This window comes from uncultured Tenacibaculum sp., assembly GCF_947498805.1.
Classification (GTDB): Bacteria; Bacteroidota; Bacteroidia; order Flavobacteriales; family Flavobacteriaceae; genus Polaribacter.
The window spans coordinates 490,052-505,495 of sequence record NZ_CANMLT010000001.1 but is presented as its reverse complement, the minus strand read 5'-3'; the positions used below and the strand labels follow the sequence as shown (position 1 = coordinate 505,495).

15 protein-coding genes are annotated in these 15,444 nt (G+C 31.0%); 13 read left to right on the top strand and 2 right to left on the bottom strand.

The window, feature by feature from the left end:
* The first annotated feature begins 3 nt into the window (after positions 1 to 3).
* Together Q0873_RS02620 and Q0873_RS02615 are read left to right on the top strand one after the other, a co-directional pair.
* Complete coding sequence (locus Q0873_RS02620; RefSeq protein WP_299104215.1) at positions 4 to 648, top strand: alpha/beta fold hydrolase; 645 nt, start codon at positions 4 to 6, stop codon at positions 646 to 648.
* Between the two features lie 56 nt (positions 649 to 704).
* Entirely contained in the window at positions 705 to 1,661 is a 957-nt protein-coding gene (locus tag Q0873_RS02615; protein WP_299104214.1) for a sterol desaturase family protein, read from the top strand.
* Between the two features lie 27 nt (positions 1,662 to 1,688).
* On the opposite strand, the gene bcp is transcribed toward Q0873_RS02615, so the two are convergent.
* Positions 1,689 to 2,141, bottom strand: coding sequence for a thioredoxin-dependent thiol peroxidase (gene bcp / locus Q0873_RS02610; protein ID WP_299104213.1), 453 nt, complete (start codon positions 2,139 to 2,141; stop codon positions 1,689 to 1,691).
* Between the two features lie 34 nt (positions 2,142 to 2,175).
* Here bcp and nth point away from each other — a divergent pair, with 34 nt between their 5' ends.
* The gene (nth, locus tag Q0873_RS02605) at positions 2,176 to 2,832 is read left to right on the top strand and encodes an endonuclease III (RefSeq protein WP_299104212.1); all 657 of its coding nucleotides are present in this window, start codon (positions 2,176 to 2,178) and stop codon (positions 2,830 to 2,832) included.
* A gap of 238 nt (positions 2,833 to 3,070) precedes the next feature.
* Here nth and Q0873_RS02600 read toward each other — a convergent pair whose 3' ends face one another.
* Positions 3,071 to 3,658: a sigma-70 family RNA polymerase sigma factor gene (locus Q0873_RS02600; protein WP_299104211.1), complete on the bottom strand. Its 588-nt coding sequence runs from the start codon at positions 3,656 to 3,658 to the stop codon at positions 3,071 to 3,073.
* Between the two features lie 294 nt (positions 3,659 to 3,952).
* Here Q0873_RS02600 and Q0873_RS02595 point away from each other — a divergent pair, with 294 nt between their 5' ends.
* From Q0873_RS02595 to Q0873_RS02550, 10 genes are all read left to right on the top strand, one after another.
* Positions 3,953 to 4,456, top strand: coding sequence for a hypothetical protein (locus tag Q0873_RS02595; protein WP_299104210.1), 504 nt, complete (start codon positions 3,953 to 3,955; stop codon positions 4,454 to 4,456).
* 17 nt (positions 4,457 to 4,473) lie between these two features.
* Positions 4,474 to 6,192: a tetratricopeptide repeat-containing sensor histidine kinase gene (locus tag Q0873_RS02590; RefSeq protein ID WP_299104209.1), complete on the top strand. Its 1,719-nt coding sequence runs from the start codon at positions 4,474 to 4,476 to the stop codon at positions 6,190 to 6,192.
* Between the two features lie 8 nt (positions 6,193 to 6,200).
* The gene (locus tag Q0873_RS02585) at positions 6,201 to 6,947 is read left to right on the top strand and encodes a response regulator transcription factor (RefSeq protein ID WP_299104208.1); all 747 of its coding nucleotides are present in this window, start codon (positions 6,201 to 6,203) and stop codon (positions 6,945 to 6,947) included.
* A 310-nt stretch (positions 6,948 to 7,257) separates the two neighbouring features.
* A complete protein-coding gene (locus Q0873_RS02580; RefSeq protein WP_299104207.1) occupies positions 7,258 to 9,021 on the top strand; it encodes an FAD-dependent oxidoreductase in 1,764 nt (587 codons plus the stop codon).
* Positions 9,022 to 9,324: 303 nt separating this feature from the next.
* A complete protein-coding gene (locus Q0873_RS02575; RefSeq protein WP_299104206.1) occupies positions 9,325 to 9,690 on the top strand; it encodes a hypothetical protein in 366 nt (121 codons plus the stop codon).
* A gap of 64 nt (positions 9,691 to 9,754) precedes the next feature.
* Positions 9,755 to 9,907: a hypothetical protein gene (locus Q0873_RS02570; RefSeq protein ID WP_299104205.1), complete on the top strand. Its 153-nt coding sequence runs from the start codon at positions 9,755 to 9,757 to the stop codon at positions 9,905 to 9,907.
* A gap of 289 nt (positions 9,908 to 10,196) precedes the next feature.
* Positions 10,197 to 10,655: a hypothetical protein gene (locus tag Q0873_RS02565; protein ID WP_299104204.1), complete on the top strand. Its 459-nt coding sequence runs from the start codon at positions 10,197 to 10,199 to the stop codon at positions 10,653 to 10,655.
* 14 nt (positions 10,656 to 10,669) lie between these two features.
* Positions 10,670 to 11,734, top strand: a complete 1,065-nt coding sequence (locus Q0873_RS02560; RefSeq protein WP_299104203.1) for a linear amide C-N hydrolase — start codon at positions 10,670 to 10,672, stop codon at positions 11,732 to 11,734.
* 139 nt (positions 11,735 to 11,873) lie between these two features.
* Positions 11,874 to 14,663, top strand: a complete 2,790-nt coding sequence (gene uvrA, locus Q0873_RS02555; protein WP_299104202.1) for an excinuclease ABC subunit UvrA — start codon at positions 11,874 to 11,876, stop codon at positions 14,661 to 14,663.
* Positions 14,664 to 14,818: 155 nt separating this feature from the next.
* Complete coding sequence (locus tag Q0873_RS02550) at positions 14,819 to 15,394, top strand: lipocalin family protein (protein ID WP_299104200.1); 576 nt, start codon at positions 14,819 to 14,821, stop codon at positions 15,392 to 15,394.
* Positions 15,395 to 15,444: the final 50 nt, after the last annotated feature.

Below are 15,444 nucleotides of genomic sequence, written 5' to 3'. Positions count from 1 at the left end.
TTCATGAGTTTACATTATTTAATTAGAGAACCTAAAATAGCGAGTGAAAACCCGCCTTTATTAATATTATTGCATGGTTACGGTAGTAACGAACGTGATTTATTTTCTTTTGCAGAAGAACTACCTGATGAACTATTAATTATTAGTGCACAAGCTCCACACAGTATGGGGTTTGGTAGCTATGCTTGGTATGCTATTAATTTTGATGCTGTAAATGGTAAATTTTCAGATTTAAAACAAGCTCAAGAATCAATTGATAGTATTGCTTCATTTATAGATGACATAAAAGAAAAATACAATACTAATCCAGAAAAGACATTTTTACTAGGGTTTAGCCAAGGAGCCATCTTAAGTTATGCAACTAGTTTACAACACCCAAACAAAGTACAGCATGTTGTTGCACTTAGTGGGTATATTATTGAAGAATTGCTCCCGGAAAATGTTTCTTCTGAAATTACAACAGATTATTATATTTCGCACGGGACAGTAGATCAAGTATTACCAGTTGATTGGGCAAGAAAAGCTCCCTTAATACTCGATTCATATAACTTAAAAAGTCAGTATTCTGAATACCCTGTTGGACATGGAGTTGCTCCTCAAAACTTTTACAGTTTTAAAGATTGGATTCTTGAAAGGTTAAAATTATAATTAGTCATTCATAGATTTTAATTATCTCCTATCTTTGCACCCATAAATAGTTATCTATGGAAATTTTCACTCATGAAAACGCTTACCGATGGTTTGTACCTGTTTGTGCACTTGCCATTGCTGTTGAGATGTATTTTAGTTATAAAAGAAAAGCTAAAAACTACGAGTTTAAAGATGTTTCTACCAATGTATATTTTGCCCTTACAAATGTTCTTTTAGATGCTTTAATGTATGGTATTTCATTTATTGTAATGGACTTCTTTTATGATTATCGCTTCATTAACTGGGAAAATACAGGAGTTTTATATTGGATAATAGCTTTTGTTGGTCAAGATTTTCTTTATTATATCCACCATTATGTAGATCATCATTCGCGTTTTTTCTGGGCTGTCCATGTAACACATCACAATTCAGAGTATTATAACATCTCTACAGGATTCCGTTCACCTGTCTTACAACCCTTTTACCGTTTTATGTTTTTAATTCCTTTAATTCTTATAGGAATTGCCCCTTTACATATAATGTTTGCTTATGCAATGAATCAAAACTATGGTACTTTATGTCATACCAATTTCATTAAAAAGAATAAACGTAAAGACTTTATAGGTGTCTTATTAAACATTTGGGAATATATTTTTGTAACTCCTTCACATCACCGTGTACACCACGCTTCTAATATTAAATACTTAGATAAAAACATGGGAATGTTTTTAATTATATGGGATAGAATGTTTGGTACGTTTCAAGCAGAGGAAGATGAAGAAGATTATGAAAAGTTAAAATTTGGTTTAACCAAGTCCTTAGAAGATAAGGGCCCTATCAATATCATTTTTCACGAATGGAAAGATATATTTAAAGACTTTTTTCACAACAAAAAGGATCTACCTTTAGGAATACGATTAAAGTATGTATTTATGCCTCCAGGTTGGAGTCACGACGGAAGTTCTAAAACGAGTAGGCAATTGCAAAAAGAATTACGAGAACAACAAAAGAAAGTTGACAAAGCAGCATAAAAAAAACGAGCATTAAGCTCGTTTTTTTTATTTTAATATCTGAGCGGTGTGCTCTTTTGTTTTTACTTTGGCAATTACATCTTCGATTACTCCATTTTCATCAATTACAAAAGTAGTACGATGAATTCCATCATATTCTCTTCCCATAAATTTCTTAGGCCCCCAAACGCCAAATGCATTAATCACTTCTTTTTCTTCATCTGCTAATAAAGGAAATGGTAATTCGTGCTTGTTAATCCAGTTTTGCTGACGCTTTGCTGAATCTGCACTTACTCCTAAAATTTCGTACCCTTGCGCCAAGAATGATTCATAGTTATCTCTTAAGTTACATGCCTCTGCCGTACACCCTGGAGTACTTGCTTTTGGATAGAAAAATAACACTAGCTTTTTCCCTTTATAATCAGATAGTTTTCTAACTGCCCCCTTTTCATCTTTTGCTTCAAAATTAGGTGCAGTATCTCCTATTTTTAATGTTGTCATAATTTGTATTTTTGTTGAGATAAAGATACTGAAAATGACCAAAGCCGACAAAGTTCAATTTGTAATAGATACTCTAGAAAACCTATACCCTGAAACTCCAATTCCATTAGACCATACAGATCCTTATACATTATTAATAGCTGTATTAATGTCTGCACAAAGTACAGATGCTCGTGTAAACACAATTACTCCATTACTATTTGAAAAAGCTGATAACCCTTATGATATGGTTAAGTTATCGGTAGACGAAATAAGAGAAATCATAAAACCTGTTGGCTTATCTCCTATGAAATCTAAAGGAATTTATGGTTTATCAGAAATTTTGATTGAAAAACATGATGGTAAAGTTCCAGCAGACATGGAAGCTTTAGAGGAACTTCCTGCTGTAGGTCATAAAACCGCTAGTGTTGTAATGGCACAAGCATTTAATATACCTGCCTTTCCTGTAGATACACATATTCACCGACTTATGTATCGATGGAATTTGACCAATGGAAAAAACGTCGTTCAAACAGAAAAAGATGCAAAGCGTTTATTTCCTAAAAAACTTTGGAACAAACTTCATTTACAAATTATTTATTACGGAAGAGAATACTCTCCTGCAAGAGGTTGGAAGCTAGAGAATGATATTATTACCTCAACTATAGGTAGGAAAACAGTTATTGAGGATTATCTTAAATCTAAGAAATAAAAAAAGCCTTAACCAACGGTTAAAGCTTTTTCCACTCTTAATTCAAATTCAATTCAATGAGATAGTTTGATCTGGTTTTAACTACTTTTAGTGTTTTTGAATAATTAATCAAAAATTGAATTGTTTCTTTTCTTGGTTGCATCTGAAAATCAGATGACTTCTCTGAGTAAAGTTGCATCATATAAATTATTTTTCCCTTATTTTCAAGTATTTAACGCCAACTTTACATAAATATTGTTTAGTTGACTAAAATTATTTTATTTTTCTCAACAATCTTACGTAAATTGATTAAAGCATAACGCATTCTACCCAAAGCAGTATTTATACTCACTCCTGTATTTTCTGATATTTCATTAAAACTCATATCATTATACATACGCATAACTAATACTTCCTTTTGCTCTTCAGGCAACTCTTCTATGAGCTCCTTAACATCTTGTAAGATTTGTTCTTTAATAATCTTACTTTCAGCATTCAAACTACCATCACTTAACACAGAAAAAATATCAAATTCATCTGTATTATTAAAGGTTGGCATTCTATTGTTCTTTCTAAAATAATCAATGATTAAATTATGCGAAATACGCATTACCCAAGGTAAAAATTTACCTTCTTCATTGTAGTTTCCTCTTTTAAGAGTTCTAATAACTTTTATAAAAGTGTCTTGAAAAATATCCTCAGTAGTATCTCTGTCTTGGATTTTACTATATATAAAACTATATAGCCTATTTTGATGACGTTTGATTAAAATTTCTATAGCAATTTCTCTTCCGTTAATATAATCTTTTACTAAAGCGCTATCACTTACAAAATCTTTCTGTGCCATAATACATTACTATTTATACAAAAACACTAGGTTTTTGCGGGGTTAAGGGGAAATTATTTTAAATAGTAATTGTATTCTATAAGCTTTAGTATTGATTAATAACTAGTTACAAATATGAAGTTTTTTGTATACAAATACAAATATTCTTCTAAAATTTTCTAAAAAAATTAAGTATTGTATATTCCTTATAAACAATAGATTAAATTATTTTTTATAAAAGTTCTTTCATTTTTACATAAAAAAAACACCTAATCTTTTTTATATTTACTACTTAACTTATTAACCCCCGAAATTATGAATACTAGTGTAAATTCACCTGAATTAATCATTTTTCCTCCTGGAAAAAAAATTGCAACCCTTAAAAAATCTGAATCTGAAATAATTGAATCAGGACATATTCAATTTGAAAACAGGTTTAACCAACCACTCCCCACATTAGTTGAAGCTTTCTTTAACAAATCTAAATCAGCAATCACTGTTAAGGTATTATTTTTTGTCAACTCGAAAGAAGATCTAACCTCTGTAACAGTTAGGCAATTGTTTTCTATCAGTAATTTTGGAAATTACAAATTACAGTTCTTTCTGTCTTGTAAAGATGAAAAACAGGCAGTTACTTTAAGTGATCATTCTAGCGGCTTTCACTATAAGTCATATACTGCAGAGTTCACTACAAACAGTACAAAAGATTTTCCTGAACATATTTCTTTAAGTGATATCGAAATTGTTCAGACATTTATTTGGGATATTGATCCCAAAACATCAAGAGGCACAGAAACAACAGTTCAAACGACTGATTAATTTCTCAACTCTTTTAAATGAAACATATTCAAACGTTTATATGTATAACGTTGTTCTTCTTGTGCTCTCAATCTTTTTCTCAAAATGAGAAAGACAATAGATTTTCTTACTTTAAAAAGAAGATTGAATCGATTGAACAAAAAGAAATCAACTTTGTAAAATCATTCCATTTTTTCCTAAAAAACGAATGGGACTCTACACTGGTGTATACTTCCAAAGCACTTTTAGCAAAACCAAATGAGAATATTGCTAATTACACTCACTATATGAGAGGGTATAGTTTTATGAAGAAAAAATTATATGGTGAAACGATTCGAGAATATGAAAATATAAGTACCTCCTTTATTTTTTATTATAAAGTTTTACGGAATTTAGGGGGTATTTCTTTAGAACGACGAGAATACCAAAAAGCCATTTCCTACTTTGATAGATTTAATAATTCCATTACCTCCATTAGTAACTATAACAAAAGTTCGGTAATTCATGATCTAGGTATTGCTTACTTTCATCTTTCAAAGTATAACAAAGCCTCTGAATATTTAATACAAGCGGCTCAAATACAAGAAAAAAACAAAGACACGCTGAGATTAATTGGTTCTTATATGGATATTGCCAATGTATATTACGAGCAATATAAAGATGATATTGCCATTCCGTACTTTGAAAAAGCCTATCTTCTATCTAGAAAAACTACAGATTTTAATATCAAGAGAAAAGCTTCCTTAAATATGGCTGTGGTTGAAGAAAATAGAAAAGACCTAACGAAATCATTGGTATACAGAAAGGAATATGAAAAATGGAAAGACTCTCTTAACAATCAACAAAAAATATGGAACGTTGCCCAATTTGAAAAAAAACTCGCCATAAACGAAAAAGAAAAGCAAATAAAACTCTTAAAAACAGAAAATAAATTAAAATCTAGTCAAAGAAATAACTTAATCATATCCTCTTTTTTACTAACACTTCTTTTGATATCAGGTACCGTCTTTTATGTTCAAAAAAGTAAAAACCTTAAAACTATACATTCACAAAAAGAAGAACTTGACCTTCTAAACAAAACAAAAGACAAGCTATTTTCTATAGTGAGTCATGACCTAAGGTCTTCTGTTAACTTGATGCAAAAAAGCAATACAAAACTCATTAAAAACATTGAGAGTAAGGATTATGAAACCTTAAGTAGTATAGCCAACAAGAATGCTTCAACCGCAAGTGCAACTTATAATTTATTAGAAAACCTATTGAACTGGGCTACATTGCAAACAAATCAAATTTATTTTCATATTGAATCGGTTGAGCTTCATAATATCATTCAACAAATAGAGTTCAACTACCTTCCTTTGTTTGAAAACAAGAATATTACTTTTTCTAATGAAGTTCAACATCCCAGTTTTATTATGGCTGATATTGATTCTTTAAAAATAATCATAAGAAACTTATTGGACAATGCCATTAAGTTTACAGAACAGAATGGCACTATATCTTGTAAATCATTCGAAAAAGAGAATACTATTTATTTAGTCATAGAGGATAATGGTCTTGGTATGGATGAAAACACCATTGAACAGTTACTTAAAGAAAGTCCATTACTCAATAAAAAGAAGCACCAACAAGAAATAGGAACTGGTTTGGGTATACAATTGTGTAAAACACTTATTGCCAAAAACAATGCTTCTTTTAATATTAAAAGTGAGATTACTGTTGGTACTAAAATCATCATAGGATTCCCTAAATCATAACGTAAATAATGGAAAAGCTAAACATCCTTATTATTGAAGACAATTTAGAATTGGCATATGATATTTCTGAAACTTTAGAAAAAAACAACTATTCCGTTGTTGGTATTGCTAAAGACTATAAAGACGCGCTAACAAAATACTATCAATTCAATGTTGATTTAGTCATCATAGATATTTTTCTAGGAGAAAACCCTGACGGAATTGCTTTTGCAGAAACAATATCCACCGTTCCAAATGCCATTAAGCCATTCCTTTTCCTAACCTCTTCAAAAGATAGACAGATCTTTGAACGCGCTAAACTTACCAATCCTTTTCGTTTTTTATTAAAGCCTTTTAATGAGTTAGAACTATTGTATGCAATAGAAATGGCTATTGAAAAATTTTACAATCAATCCAATGTTTTTGCTAGCAAAGACGAAGATACCGTTATAGCAAACGAGTATTTATTTATTAAGAAAAAGAGTGTCTTAAAAAAAGTAAAACTACAAGACATTATCTATATTGAGGTAGAGAACAGATATTGTAATATTATTACTACTCAAGAAAAATTTGTTATACAAATATCATTGAGTAAAATTAATGAATACTTGGACGCACAATTATTTCAACAAATTCATAGAAGATACATTGTAAACGTTCATACTATTGAAGAAATAACACTATCTAAAGGGACCTTACTGCTCAAAAATGATCATCATATTTCTTTTAGTGATAGATATAAAGATATTATTAAAGGGTTTTCTATTTTAAAATAAACCTTAAACCACTTTAACATCTCGTTTTAAGTAGTACAATTCCTTTTTCACTACACAAAATCTCTGTTTTACTACATCTAACAAAAAATGTAACTGGGCTAAAAGTAACTTCACATCAGAAATAACGATAATTATGAATAAGATAAATTCTATCAAAAGATTTTTCCAAAGCCTCTTTTTAAATAGACAATTCTCTCTTATACTGTTTTTATCCCTTTACATATTCAAAAATTAATCGCTTAGAGCATACTTTTTAAGCCAAGCTTAACTAGTCTATATTTTTAACCTATAAACTTAAAACTATTTACTCATGGAAACCCCGACTATTCAAGACAACATCGACAAATTACTTAAAAACAATATCGACAATTTTTTAAAAGAGCTCGATAACTCCTCTATCTCTAAAAATCAAATTTCCACCAACTGGGGAAGTTTAGATAATGTGTATCAACATTACCAAAACAGTCGAATTTTTAACAGACGCTTACAGTTTAATCCTTTTGTGATTGTATACTGCACGAGCTTATCCGATGTGTATGATACTTTTAATGCTGCTAAAAACAATAAGCTCCCTTTTCGCGTAAGAGCTGGAGGGCATGATCATGAAGGTGAATGTACCGGAACTAATGTTGTATTGATCGATGTTTCGAAAATGAACAAGGTTGAAGTAATAGATACGATTGCCCATATACAACCTGGTATTCGCTTTAAAGATTTAACATCTCAATTAGCCGATAAAGATGTAATGATACCTCACGGAACTTGTGCCACTGTTGGTATTGCTGGATTCACCATGGGTGGTGGCTGGGGGCCTTGGACCCGAAAATATGGTATGTGTTGTGAAAGATTAGTCGGTGCTACTATTATTCTAGGAGATGGTACCATTCAAAAAATAGAACAAGAAGGTTCCATTCATAAAGTATATGAATTAAACAAAAAGGGTGAAGTAATACGTTTGATTTCTCAAAGCTCGGGAATACATGATTTACTTTGGGCTCTTAGAGGTGGTGGTGGAATGAGTTATGGTATTGTAACTGAATTTCAAATTGCAACCTTTGAATTGCCAAACATACTACATCGTTTTAATATTGTTTGGAATCCATACAGTAATACTAATCCAGATGAAATTGTAGGAGACGTTCCTGCTCTAGATGTACTAGAAAAGTGGGAAGAGCTTATTCAACCTAACAATTCTCCTCAACTTATTGGAACCAATCTAAAAATGAGCGCAAGATCTTGGAACCAGAATACTCCAGTTCCTTACAAAACCATCAATCTCAATTGTCAATTTAATGGTTATTGGGAAGGTAATAAAGAAAGTTTGATAGCATTTGTTAACGAAAACTTTAAAGGAATACTTACCGTTACAGAAGAAATGCTTTGTATTGAACCAGCAACGGGAGCGGACTTTAAACACAAAAGCAATTATGGAGAAAACTTAATGAGTTCTTGGGATAGAGAATCTTTCAATGAAATTAGAGCTTCTTTGTTAGATAATTATTTATTAACCGGTACTCCTTTACAACCAGATTTAGATCTTCCTGCTCCGCATAAAATAACTTCAAGATTAGTTGATAAAGTAGGCTTAGGAGAAAAAGGACATCAAAAATTAATTGAAAGTTTATGCTCTCCTTTATTAAACGAACATAATAGAAAAAACACCATCACTTCCTATATTACGCTAGGAGCTATTACAGGTTACTTTTATAAAAACAATCCTGAAACTGATAGTGCTTTTCCCTATAACGATAAGCAATATACTATTCAATATCAATGTTGGTGGGAAGCTTTAGACGCTAACATGAATCCTGAAATGAAAAAGTATATCGAAGAAAAAATAAAGAATTTTCAAGACAATACGTTATATGATTATACCAATAGAGCCTTAGATTGGATTGAAGTTTGTAGAGATTTTGATATCCCTAACACTTCCGGCGCTTTTATAAGTTTCAAAGACAGTTCCATTCCTACAAAAACCTATTTTGCTCAAAATTATGAGGAACTTATTAGGGTTAAAGAAAAGTACTCTAATGATCCTTTTAATCATTTTAGAACTAGAAAAACAATTATATAAATAAAACCCCCCTTCTCTCGAAGGGGATTTTTTTTAGGTACTTTTTATTCATCTTTACTACACCCTATTTCTACTGGTCGTTTTTAAAAACGTAAAAAACGGTTTTCACAACACAAAATCTCCGATTCGTAACATCTATCTCAGCATGTAACTGATTTGAAAGTAATTTCATATCAGAAAACGACTATAGCGCTATCTCAGTTTTCCAATTAACCAAACGTAGAGTTCAGAAACTACAATAAAAAACGAGGCGGAATCTGAAAAGCCATATGAGTAGGAAACTAACCATTTAAATTTTAAATTATGTCAGGAAAACGTAAATGCTTTTTATACGCTACAAACTTAACAACCGATTCAGGAATTAGCTCTCAACCAACAGAAGTACAATCTCATATTGTTTCTGGTCCAAACAATGTAACTCCAAATTCAAATAGAGAACTAATTGTTGAGACAAAAGGTACATCAGGTACTGCAACTGGATCACATGTTGAACAAACAATTGCTATGTCATCTGGTGGATTTATTACCATTGCTATATCTTGTCCTTTTTCTTCTTCTAATTCTTATAAACTAGTAGAGAATACAACCAATTTTGAAGTTAAGGCCGAACTTGAAAGTAAACATGGAGATGCTAAAGTTTACCTATTAATCAATTACCCCGCTAAATAAACTTAGATAAATAAGGAAAGTTTAGTACTTAATTTACTAATAAATAATAAAAAAATAATTTATCATGAAACCAGATATTAAAACAATTGAAACTAACCATTCAATGAATAAAGATCTTCCTAACATTTTTATATTTACCAATAGTCCCGAAGTAGATATATCTGTTGAGAAAAATACAAAAGATGGATATTCTTTAAAAATTGATCATAAAAAGTAAATCTATTTTTTATCATTTATAAACTATCAGCTCTTTATACATTTTGTTTTAAGGGCTGTTTTTTTTACTAAAAAGTTTAACATAAATCTATTTCACAACATATAATTACTCATTCACAACATTCAACTCAATACCTAGTAAGCTTAAAAGTAACTTCACATCAGGAAACAATCATAGCGCTATCTCAATTATCCTATTAAAAAATCGTAGAGATCAGAAACTACTATAAAAACGAGGCGGAACCCGAAAAGCCATACGAGTAGGAAACTAACCCTAAACTTATATTAAAATGAACAAAAGAGTAATATTAAAATTAGAGCAAGACGGGAAAGACTTTGGATATGTTAAATTAAAAAAAGACATCTTCTGTAGTAATGGTTCAAAAGAAGAAGCCGTAGTTTTTGAACTAGAAAACTATAAAAAATCATCTGATACCTTTTATTACAAAGTTGCCAATACAAAAAATAGCTATATGGATGTAAGAGCAACTACCTCAAGAGTACAAGTGGATAAACCATATATATCTTTAAGTGCATCTACTATTTGTACATGGACATTAAAAGATGGTACCTTAAGAATGGTGTTAGCTAGTAGAGAAACGGGAAAAGTTTTATCTAGCAGTGAAGATTCAGAGTCAACAGCTCTTTATGCGAATCTTTTTGACGGAAAACCTTTTACAGTTGTAGAAGAAACTCCTGAAACGGTCTCTAATAAAGCTAATCCAGCATTAGCAAATACTAACAATTAAAAAACCTTAAAACTATGTGTACTAGAGTATTCAACAATTACAATAAAAGATATTTAACTACAGCTAGAAATATGGATTGGGCTACCCAAATGCCGACAACCATTTTTGCATTTAAAGTAGATCCTAATGAGGATATCATAAAATCAGGAACAACACCAGAAAATGAACGTTCTTTAACTTGGACTCCAATATATAACAGTATTGTTACTATGGTAGGTACAGAAGCTCCATTTGGTGCATCTGATGGAATAAATTCTGAAGGACTGGTTGCCAACCTTTTATATGACAGCAATGCTACCTATCATAGAGCAGATGGAAGTTCTTGTAAAAATCTAGATGTTTTAAGATGGGTACAATTTGTATTAGACACTTGCTGTTCTGTGCAAGAAGTAAAAGAGGCTTTCAGTAAAGACGCTCCTACACAAATCCAATTAATTGGAGGTATCGTTCCTGGTTCTACAAAAGAAGCTTCATTACATTTATCTGTGTCTGATATACAAGGAAAATCAGCTATTATCGAAGTCCACAACGGAGAGTTTATCATTTACGATAATGAGAATTTCAGAGTTATGACCAACGAGCCATCTTATGCCAAACAAATTGAATTAAATCAATTCTGGAGATGGCAATGGAATAATGAAAATAACTTCCCAAGTAACACTTTACCAGGAGGTCCTTTCCCGTCAGATAGATTTGCTAGAGCTTCTTATTATTTAAATCATTTATATAAAGCTACAAGCACAGCAGACTCATTAACACAATCACAATCGGTGGTTATGAATGCATCTGTCCCAGTAAATTTTAAATCAACATTAGATAACTATCCAAACATAGCACAAACTTTATGGACATCTATTTCAAGCCATAATGAACTTACGTATTACTTCACAAACGCTAGAACAATGAGTAGTATAGAAGTTGATTTAAAACAAATTGATTTGTTTCCTTCAAATGTTTCTAGGCTAATTGTGGTTTCAGAAATAGACGATGTATTTATAAACCATGAACTAACTGGTTTGCAAAATAAAAACTTTGAAAAAGCGGATGATCCATTTGTATCAAAAGCTGTACTCGTTTAGTTTTTATATGTTCAAATCATAAAAAAACTAAAGGATAAGAGCTCTTAAAAAAGGGCTCTTTTTCTATTTAAAAATGAGCTTCTTCTTATTTTATTTCTAACATAGAAAATTGTATTTTTACCGCTTATTTTTAAGTAAAATGAAGAGAGATATTTCCACTGTAAATCCTAAAGAAAACATCATTATAAAAGGAGCTAAACTCCATAATTTAAAAGATATTGATGTTGTAATACCAAGAAACAAATTGGTAGTTATCACTGGGCTTTCTGGATCTGGAAAATCTTCATTAGCGTTTGATACCTTATATGCCGAAGGGCAACGCAGATATGTAGAGAGTTTATCTTCATATGCTCGTCAGTTTTTAGGAAAATTACACAAGCCTAAAGTCGACTATATCAAAGGGATTGCTCCTGCGATTGCTATTGAGCAAAAAGTAAACTCTACCAACCCAAGATCTACTGTAGGTACCTCAACGGAAATTTACGACTACATTAAATTACTCTATGCTAGAATTGGTAAAACCTTCTCTCCTATTTCAGGAAAAGAGGTTAAAAAGCATACGGTTACTGATGTAATTAATCATGTAAAAACATTTGAAGAGCGTACAAAACTGTTATTGTTAGCGCCAATTGCTATAAACGAAAACAGAGATATTAAAACAGTTCTTCAAGTACTTACTCAGCAAGGATATGCTCGTTTAAAATACAACGATACTGTTTATAGAATTGATGAATTTCCAATGACAGATTTCAAAGGAAATGAGCTTTTGTTAGTTGTCGATAGAATTGTAGTTAAAGATGAAGAGGACTTTTACAATCGATTGGGAGATGCTGTTCAAACTGCTTTTTTTGAAGGAAAAGGTATTTGTTTCGTTGAAAACTTAACAGATAATTCCACCACTGAATTCAGCAATAAATTTGAATTAGACGGAATTACTTTTTTAGAACCTAATACGCATTTATTCAGCTTTAACAATCCATATGGCGCATGTCCTACTTGTGAAGGATACGGAAGTGTTATTGGAATTGATGAAGACCTGGTAATTCCAAATACAGGGTTATCCATTTATGAAAATGCTATTTTTCCTTTTAAAACAGATTCCTATAAAAAATATAAAAACGACTTAATTCTAAATGCCGAAGAGTTTGGTATTTCAATTCACAAACCTTGGTTTGAATTAACCAAAGAACAACAAGAACTGATTTGGAATGGAACTAAAAAGTTTAAAGGAATTAATCACTTATTTAAAAAACTAGAAGAAAAAAGCTATAAAATTCAAAACAGAGTAATGCTTTCTCGTTACAGAGGAAAAACTAAATGTACCGATTGTAACGGAAAACGTCTCCGTAAAGAAGCAGATTACGTTCAGGTATATGGTAAAGTAATTTCTGATTTGGTTACGATGCCTTTAGACGAATTAGCTGATTTCTTTAAGGGAATTCAATTGAATAAGTATGAAGAAAAAATTGGAAAACGTTTGTTAACTGAGATTAATAACCGACTACAATTTTTGCAAGATGTGGGATTAAGTTATTTAACATTAAATAGAACCTCTAATACACTCTCAGGAGGAGAAAGTCAGCGTATTAACTTAGCTACTTCTTTAGGAAGCTCATTAGTTGGATCTATGTATATTTTAGATGAACCTAGTATTGGGTTACATCCAAAAGACACAGAACGTTTAATTAATGTCTTAAAAAATCTTCGTGACTTAGGGAATACTGTAATTGTTGTTGAGCATGATGAAGATATCATGAAAGAGGCTGACTATATTATTGATATTGGTCCAGAAGCAGGTACTTACGGAGGAAATGTTGTTGCTGAGGGTACTTTTAAAGACATTATGAAGTCAGATACACTTACAGCAAAGTATTTATCTGAAGACTTAAAAATTGAAGTTCCAAACCAGCGAAGAGATTCTAAAAACACCATTGATATTGTCGGTGCAAGAGAAAACAATCTAAAAAACATAGATGTATCTTTTCCTTTAAATAATTTAACTGTTATTACCGGAGTATCCGGAAGTGGTAAGAGTACGTTGGTAAAAAAAATTCTTTATCCTGCCATGCAAAAACAATTGATAGGATATGGAAATAAAATAGGGCAGCATACTGATGTAAAAGGTAGTTTTGAAACCTTAAAACATGTTGAGTTCATCGATCAAAACCCTATAGGACGTTCTTCTCGTTCGAACCCTGTTACGTATATCAAAGCCTATGATGATATTCGAAAGTTATTATCCAGTCAAAAACTATCTAAAATAAGAAACTACCAACCAAAGCACTTCTCTTTTAATGTAGAAGGAGGTCGTTGTGAAGTTTGTAAAGGAGAAGGAGAAGTTACCATTGAAATGCAATTCATGGCAGATGTTCACTTAAAATGTGAAACCTGTAATGGTAAACGATTTAAAAAAGAAGTTTTAGAAGTTAATTTTGAAGGTAAGAACATTGATGATATTCTTAATCTAACAATTGATGATGCGGTTGATTTCTTTATGAAACACGACCAGAAAAAAGTAGCTTCAAAACTAAAACCTTTACAAGATGTTGGTTTAGGATATGTACAATTAGGACAGTCATCTTCTACCCTATCTGGAGGTGAAGCACAACGTATTAAACTTGCTTCTTTCTTAATTAAAGGAAATACAAAAGATAAAGCCCTATTTATTTTTGACGAACCTACAACAGGGTTACATTTTCATGATATTAAAAAGTTACTAGCTTCTTTTAATGCCTTAATAGAAAAAGGACATTCTATTATTGTAATCGAACACAATATTGAGCTTATAAAATGTGCTGATTATATTATTGATTTGGGCACAGAAGGTGGAAAAAATGGAGGTAATTTAATTTTTACAGGTACTCCAGAAGAGTTAGCTAAAAATAAAGAGTCTTATACTGCAATTTATTTAGCAGAAAAACTAATCTAAGAAAAGAAAACTTTTTAATTTAACTTTTGATAAAAACACAATATATTTGTGTTCAAAGAAAGCTGCTATGATAAACCTTCTTTAGATTGTCTATTGATAAAACAATTGTCATGCTCTTTCGACAATAAATATTTCAAAATTTTAAATTACACATTATGAAAAAAACTATGTTAAGAGGATTGGTATTATTATTTTCTATTATGACTTTGGTAAGTTGTTCTGAATCTGAAGGAAATGTAAGCTACGATACAAAGGATCTTCTTGGTAAATGGAACTTAACAAACTATACCTATAACGGAAAATTCGAAATTTCTGGAGGACCAGCAGCTATTCCAAATACAACTTTTGCTGGTGAAGGAATAAATATAAACGCTACTACAACTTTTACCGAAAACCCTAATAAAGCTAATGCAGAAGGTTCATATGACATTAAACTTACTACAACTTCTGATGGCGATACAACAACTGACATCCATAAAATTGGAGATATAACTAGTGTTGCTAACTGGGAACTGAATGGAAATGTTTTAAACCTTGCAAATGGTGAATTAGTAGGTGGTAACTTACCTAATCAAATTAGTAGTTTTGTAAATATTGGAAATGCTGATTTTAAAATCACTGAGCTTAATTCAAACTCTTTAAAATTAAGAAAAAGTATTGAGCAAAACATTTCTCAAGGAGGAATAACAGTAAAAATAAACATTGATATTGCTGTAGATTACACAAAATAAAACTTACTTCTGAGTAAAACTATACACGAATCTATATTTTTTAGATTCGT

What these genes read in the sequence shown, in the direction of transcription:
- Q0873_RS02620 (WP_299104215.1), top strand. Translation starts at nt 4, where the DNA reads ATGAGTTTACATTATTTAATTAGAGAACCTAAAATAGCGAGTGAAAAC.
- Q0873_RS02615 (WP_299104214.1), top strand. Translation starts at nt 705, where the DNA reads ATGGAAATTTTCACTCATGAAAACGCTTACCGATGGTTTGTACCTGTT.
- bcp (WP_299104213.1), bottom strand. Translation starts at nt 2,141, where the DNA reads ATGACAACATTAAAAATAGGAGATACTGCACCTAATTTTGAAGCAAAA.
- nth (WP_299104212.1), top strand. Translation starts at nt 2,176, where the DNA reads ATGACCAAAGCCGACAAAGTTCAATTTGTAATAGATACTCTAGAAAAC.
- Q0873_RS02600 (WP_299104211.1), bottom strand. Translation starts at nt 3,658, where the DNA reads ATGGCACAGAAAGATTTTGTAAGTGATAGCGCTTTAGTAAAAGATTAT.
- Q0873_RS02595 (WP_299104210.1), top strand. Translation starts at nt 3,953, where the DNA reads ATGAATACTAGTGTAAATTCACCTGAATTAATCATTTTTCCTCCTGGA.
- Q0873_RS02590 (WP_299104209.1), top strand. Translation starts at nt 4,474, where the DNA reads ATGAAACATATTCAAACGTTTATATGTATAACGTTGTTCTTCTTGTGC.
- Q0873_RS02585 (WP_299104208.1), top strand. Translation starts at nt 6,201, where the DNA reads ATGGAAAAGCTAAACATCCTTATTATTGAAGACAATTTAGAATTGGCA.
- Q0873_RS02580 (WP_299104207.1), top strand. Translation starts at nt 7,258, where the DNA reads ATGGAAACCCCGACTATTCAAGACAACATCGACAAATTACTTAAAAAC.
- Q0873_RS02575 (WP_299104206.1), top strand. Translation starts at nt 9,325, where the DNA reads ATGTCAGGAAAACGTAAATGCTTTTTATACGCTACAAACTTAACAACC.
- Q0873_RS02570 (WP_299104205.1), top strand. Translation starts at nt 9,755, where the DNA reads ATGAAACCAGATATTAAAACAATTGAAACTAACCATTCAATGAATAAA.
- Q0873_RS02565 (WP_299104204.1), top strand. Translation starts at nt 10,197, where the DNA reads ATGAACAAAAGAGTAATATTAAAATTAGAGCAAGACGGGAAAGACTTT.
- Q0873_RS02560 (WP_299104203.1), top strand. Translation starts at nt 10,670, where the DNA reads ATGTGTACTAGAGTATTCAACAATTACAATAAAAGATATTTAACTACA.
- uvrA (WP_299104202.1), top strand. Translation starts at nt 11,874, where the DNA reads ATGAAGAGAGATATTTCCACTGTAAATCCTAAAGAAAACATCATTATA.
- Q0873_RS02550 (WP_299104200.1), top strand. Translation starts at nt 14,819, where the DNA reads ATGAAAAAAACTATGTTAAGAGGATTGGTATTATTATTTTCTATTATG.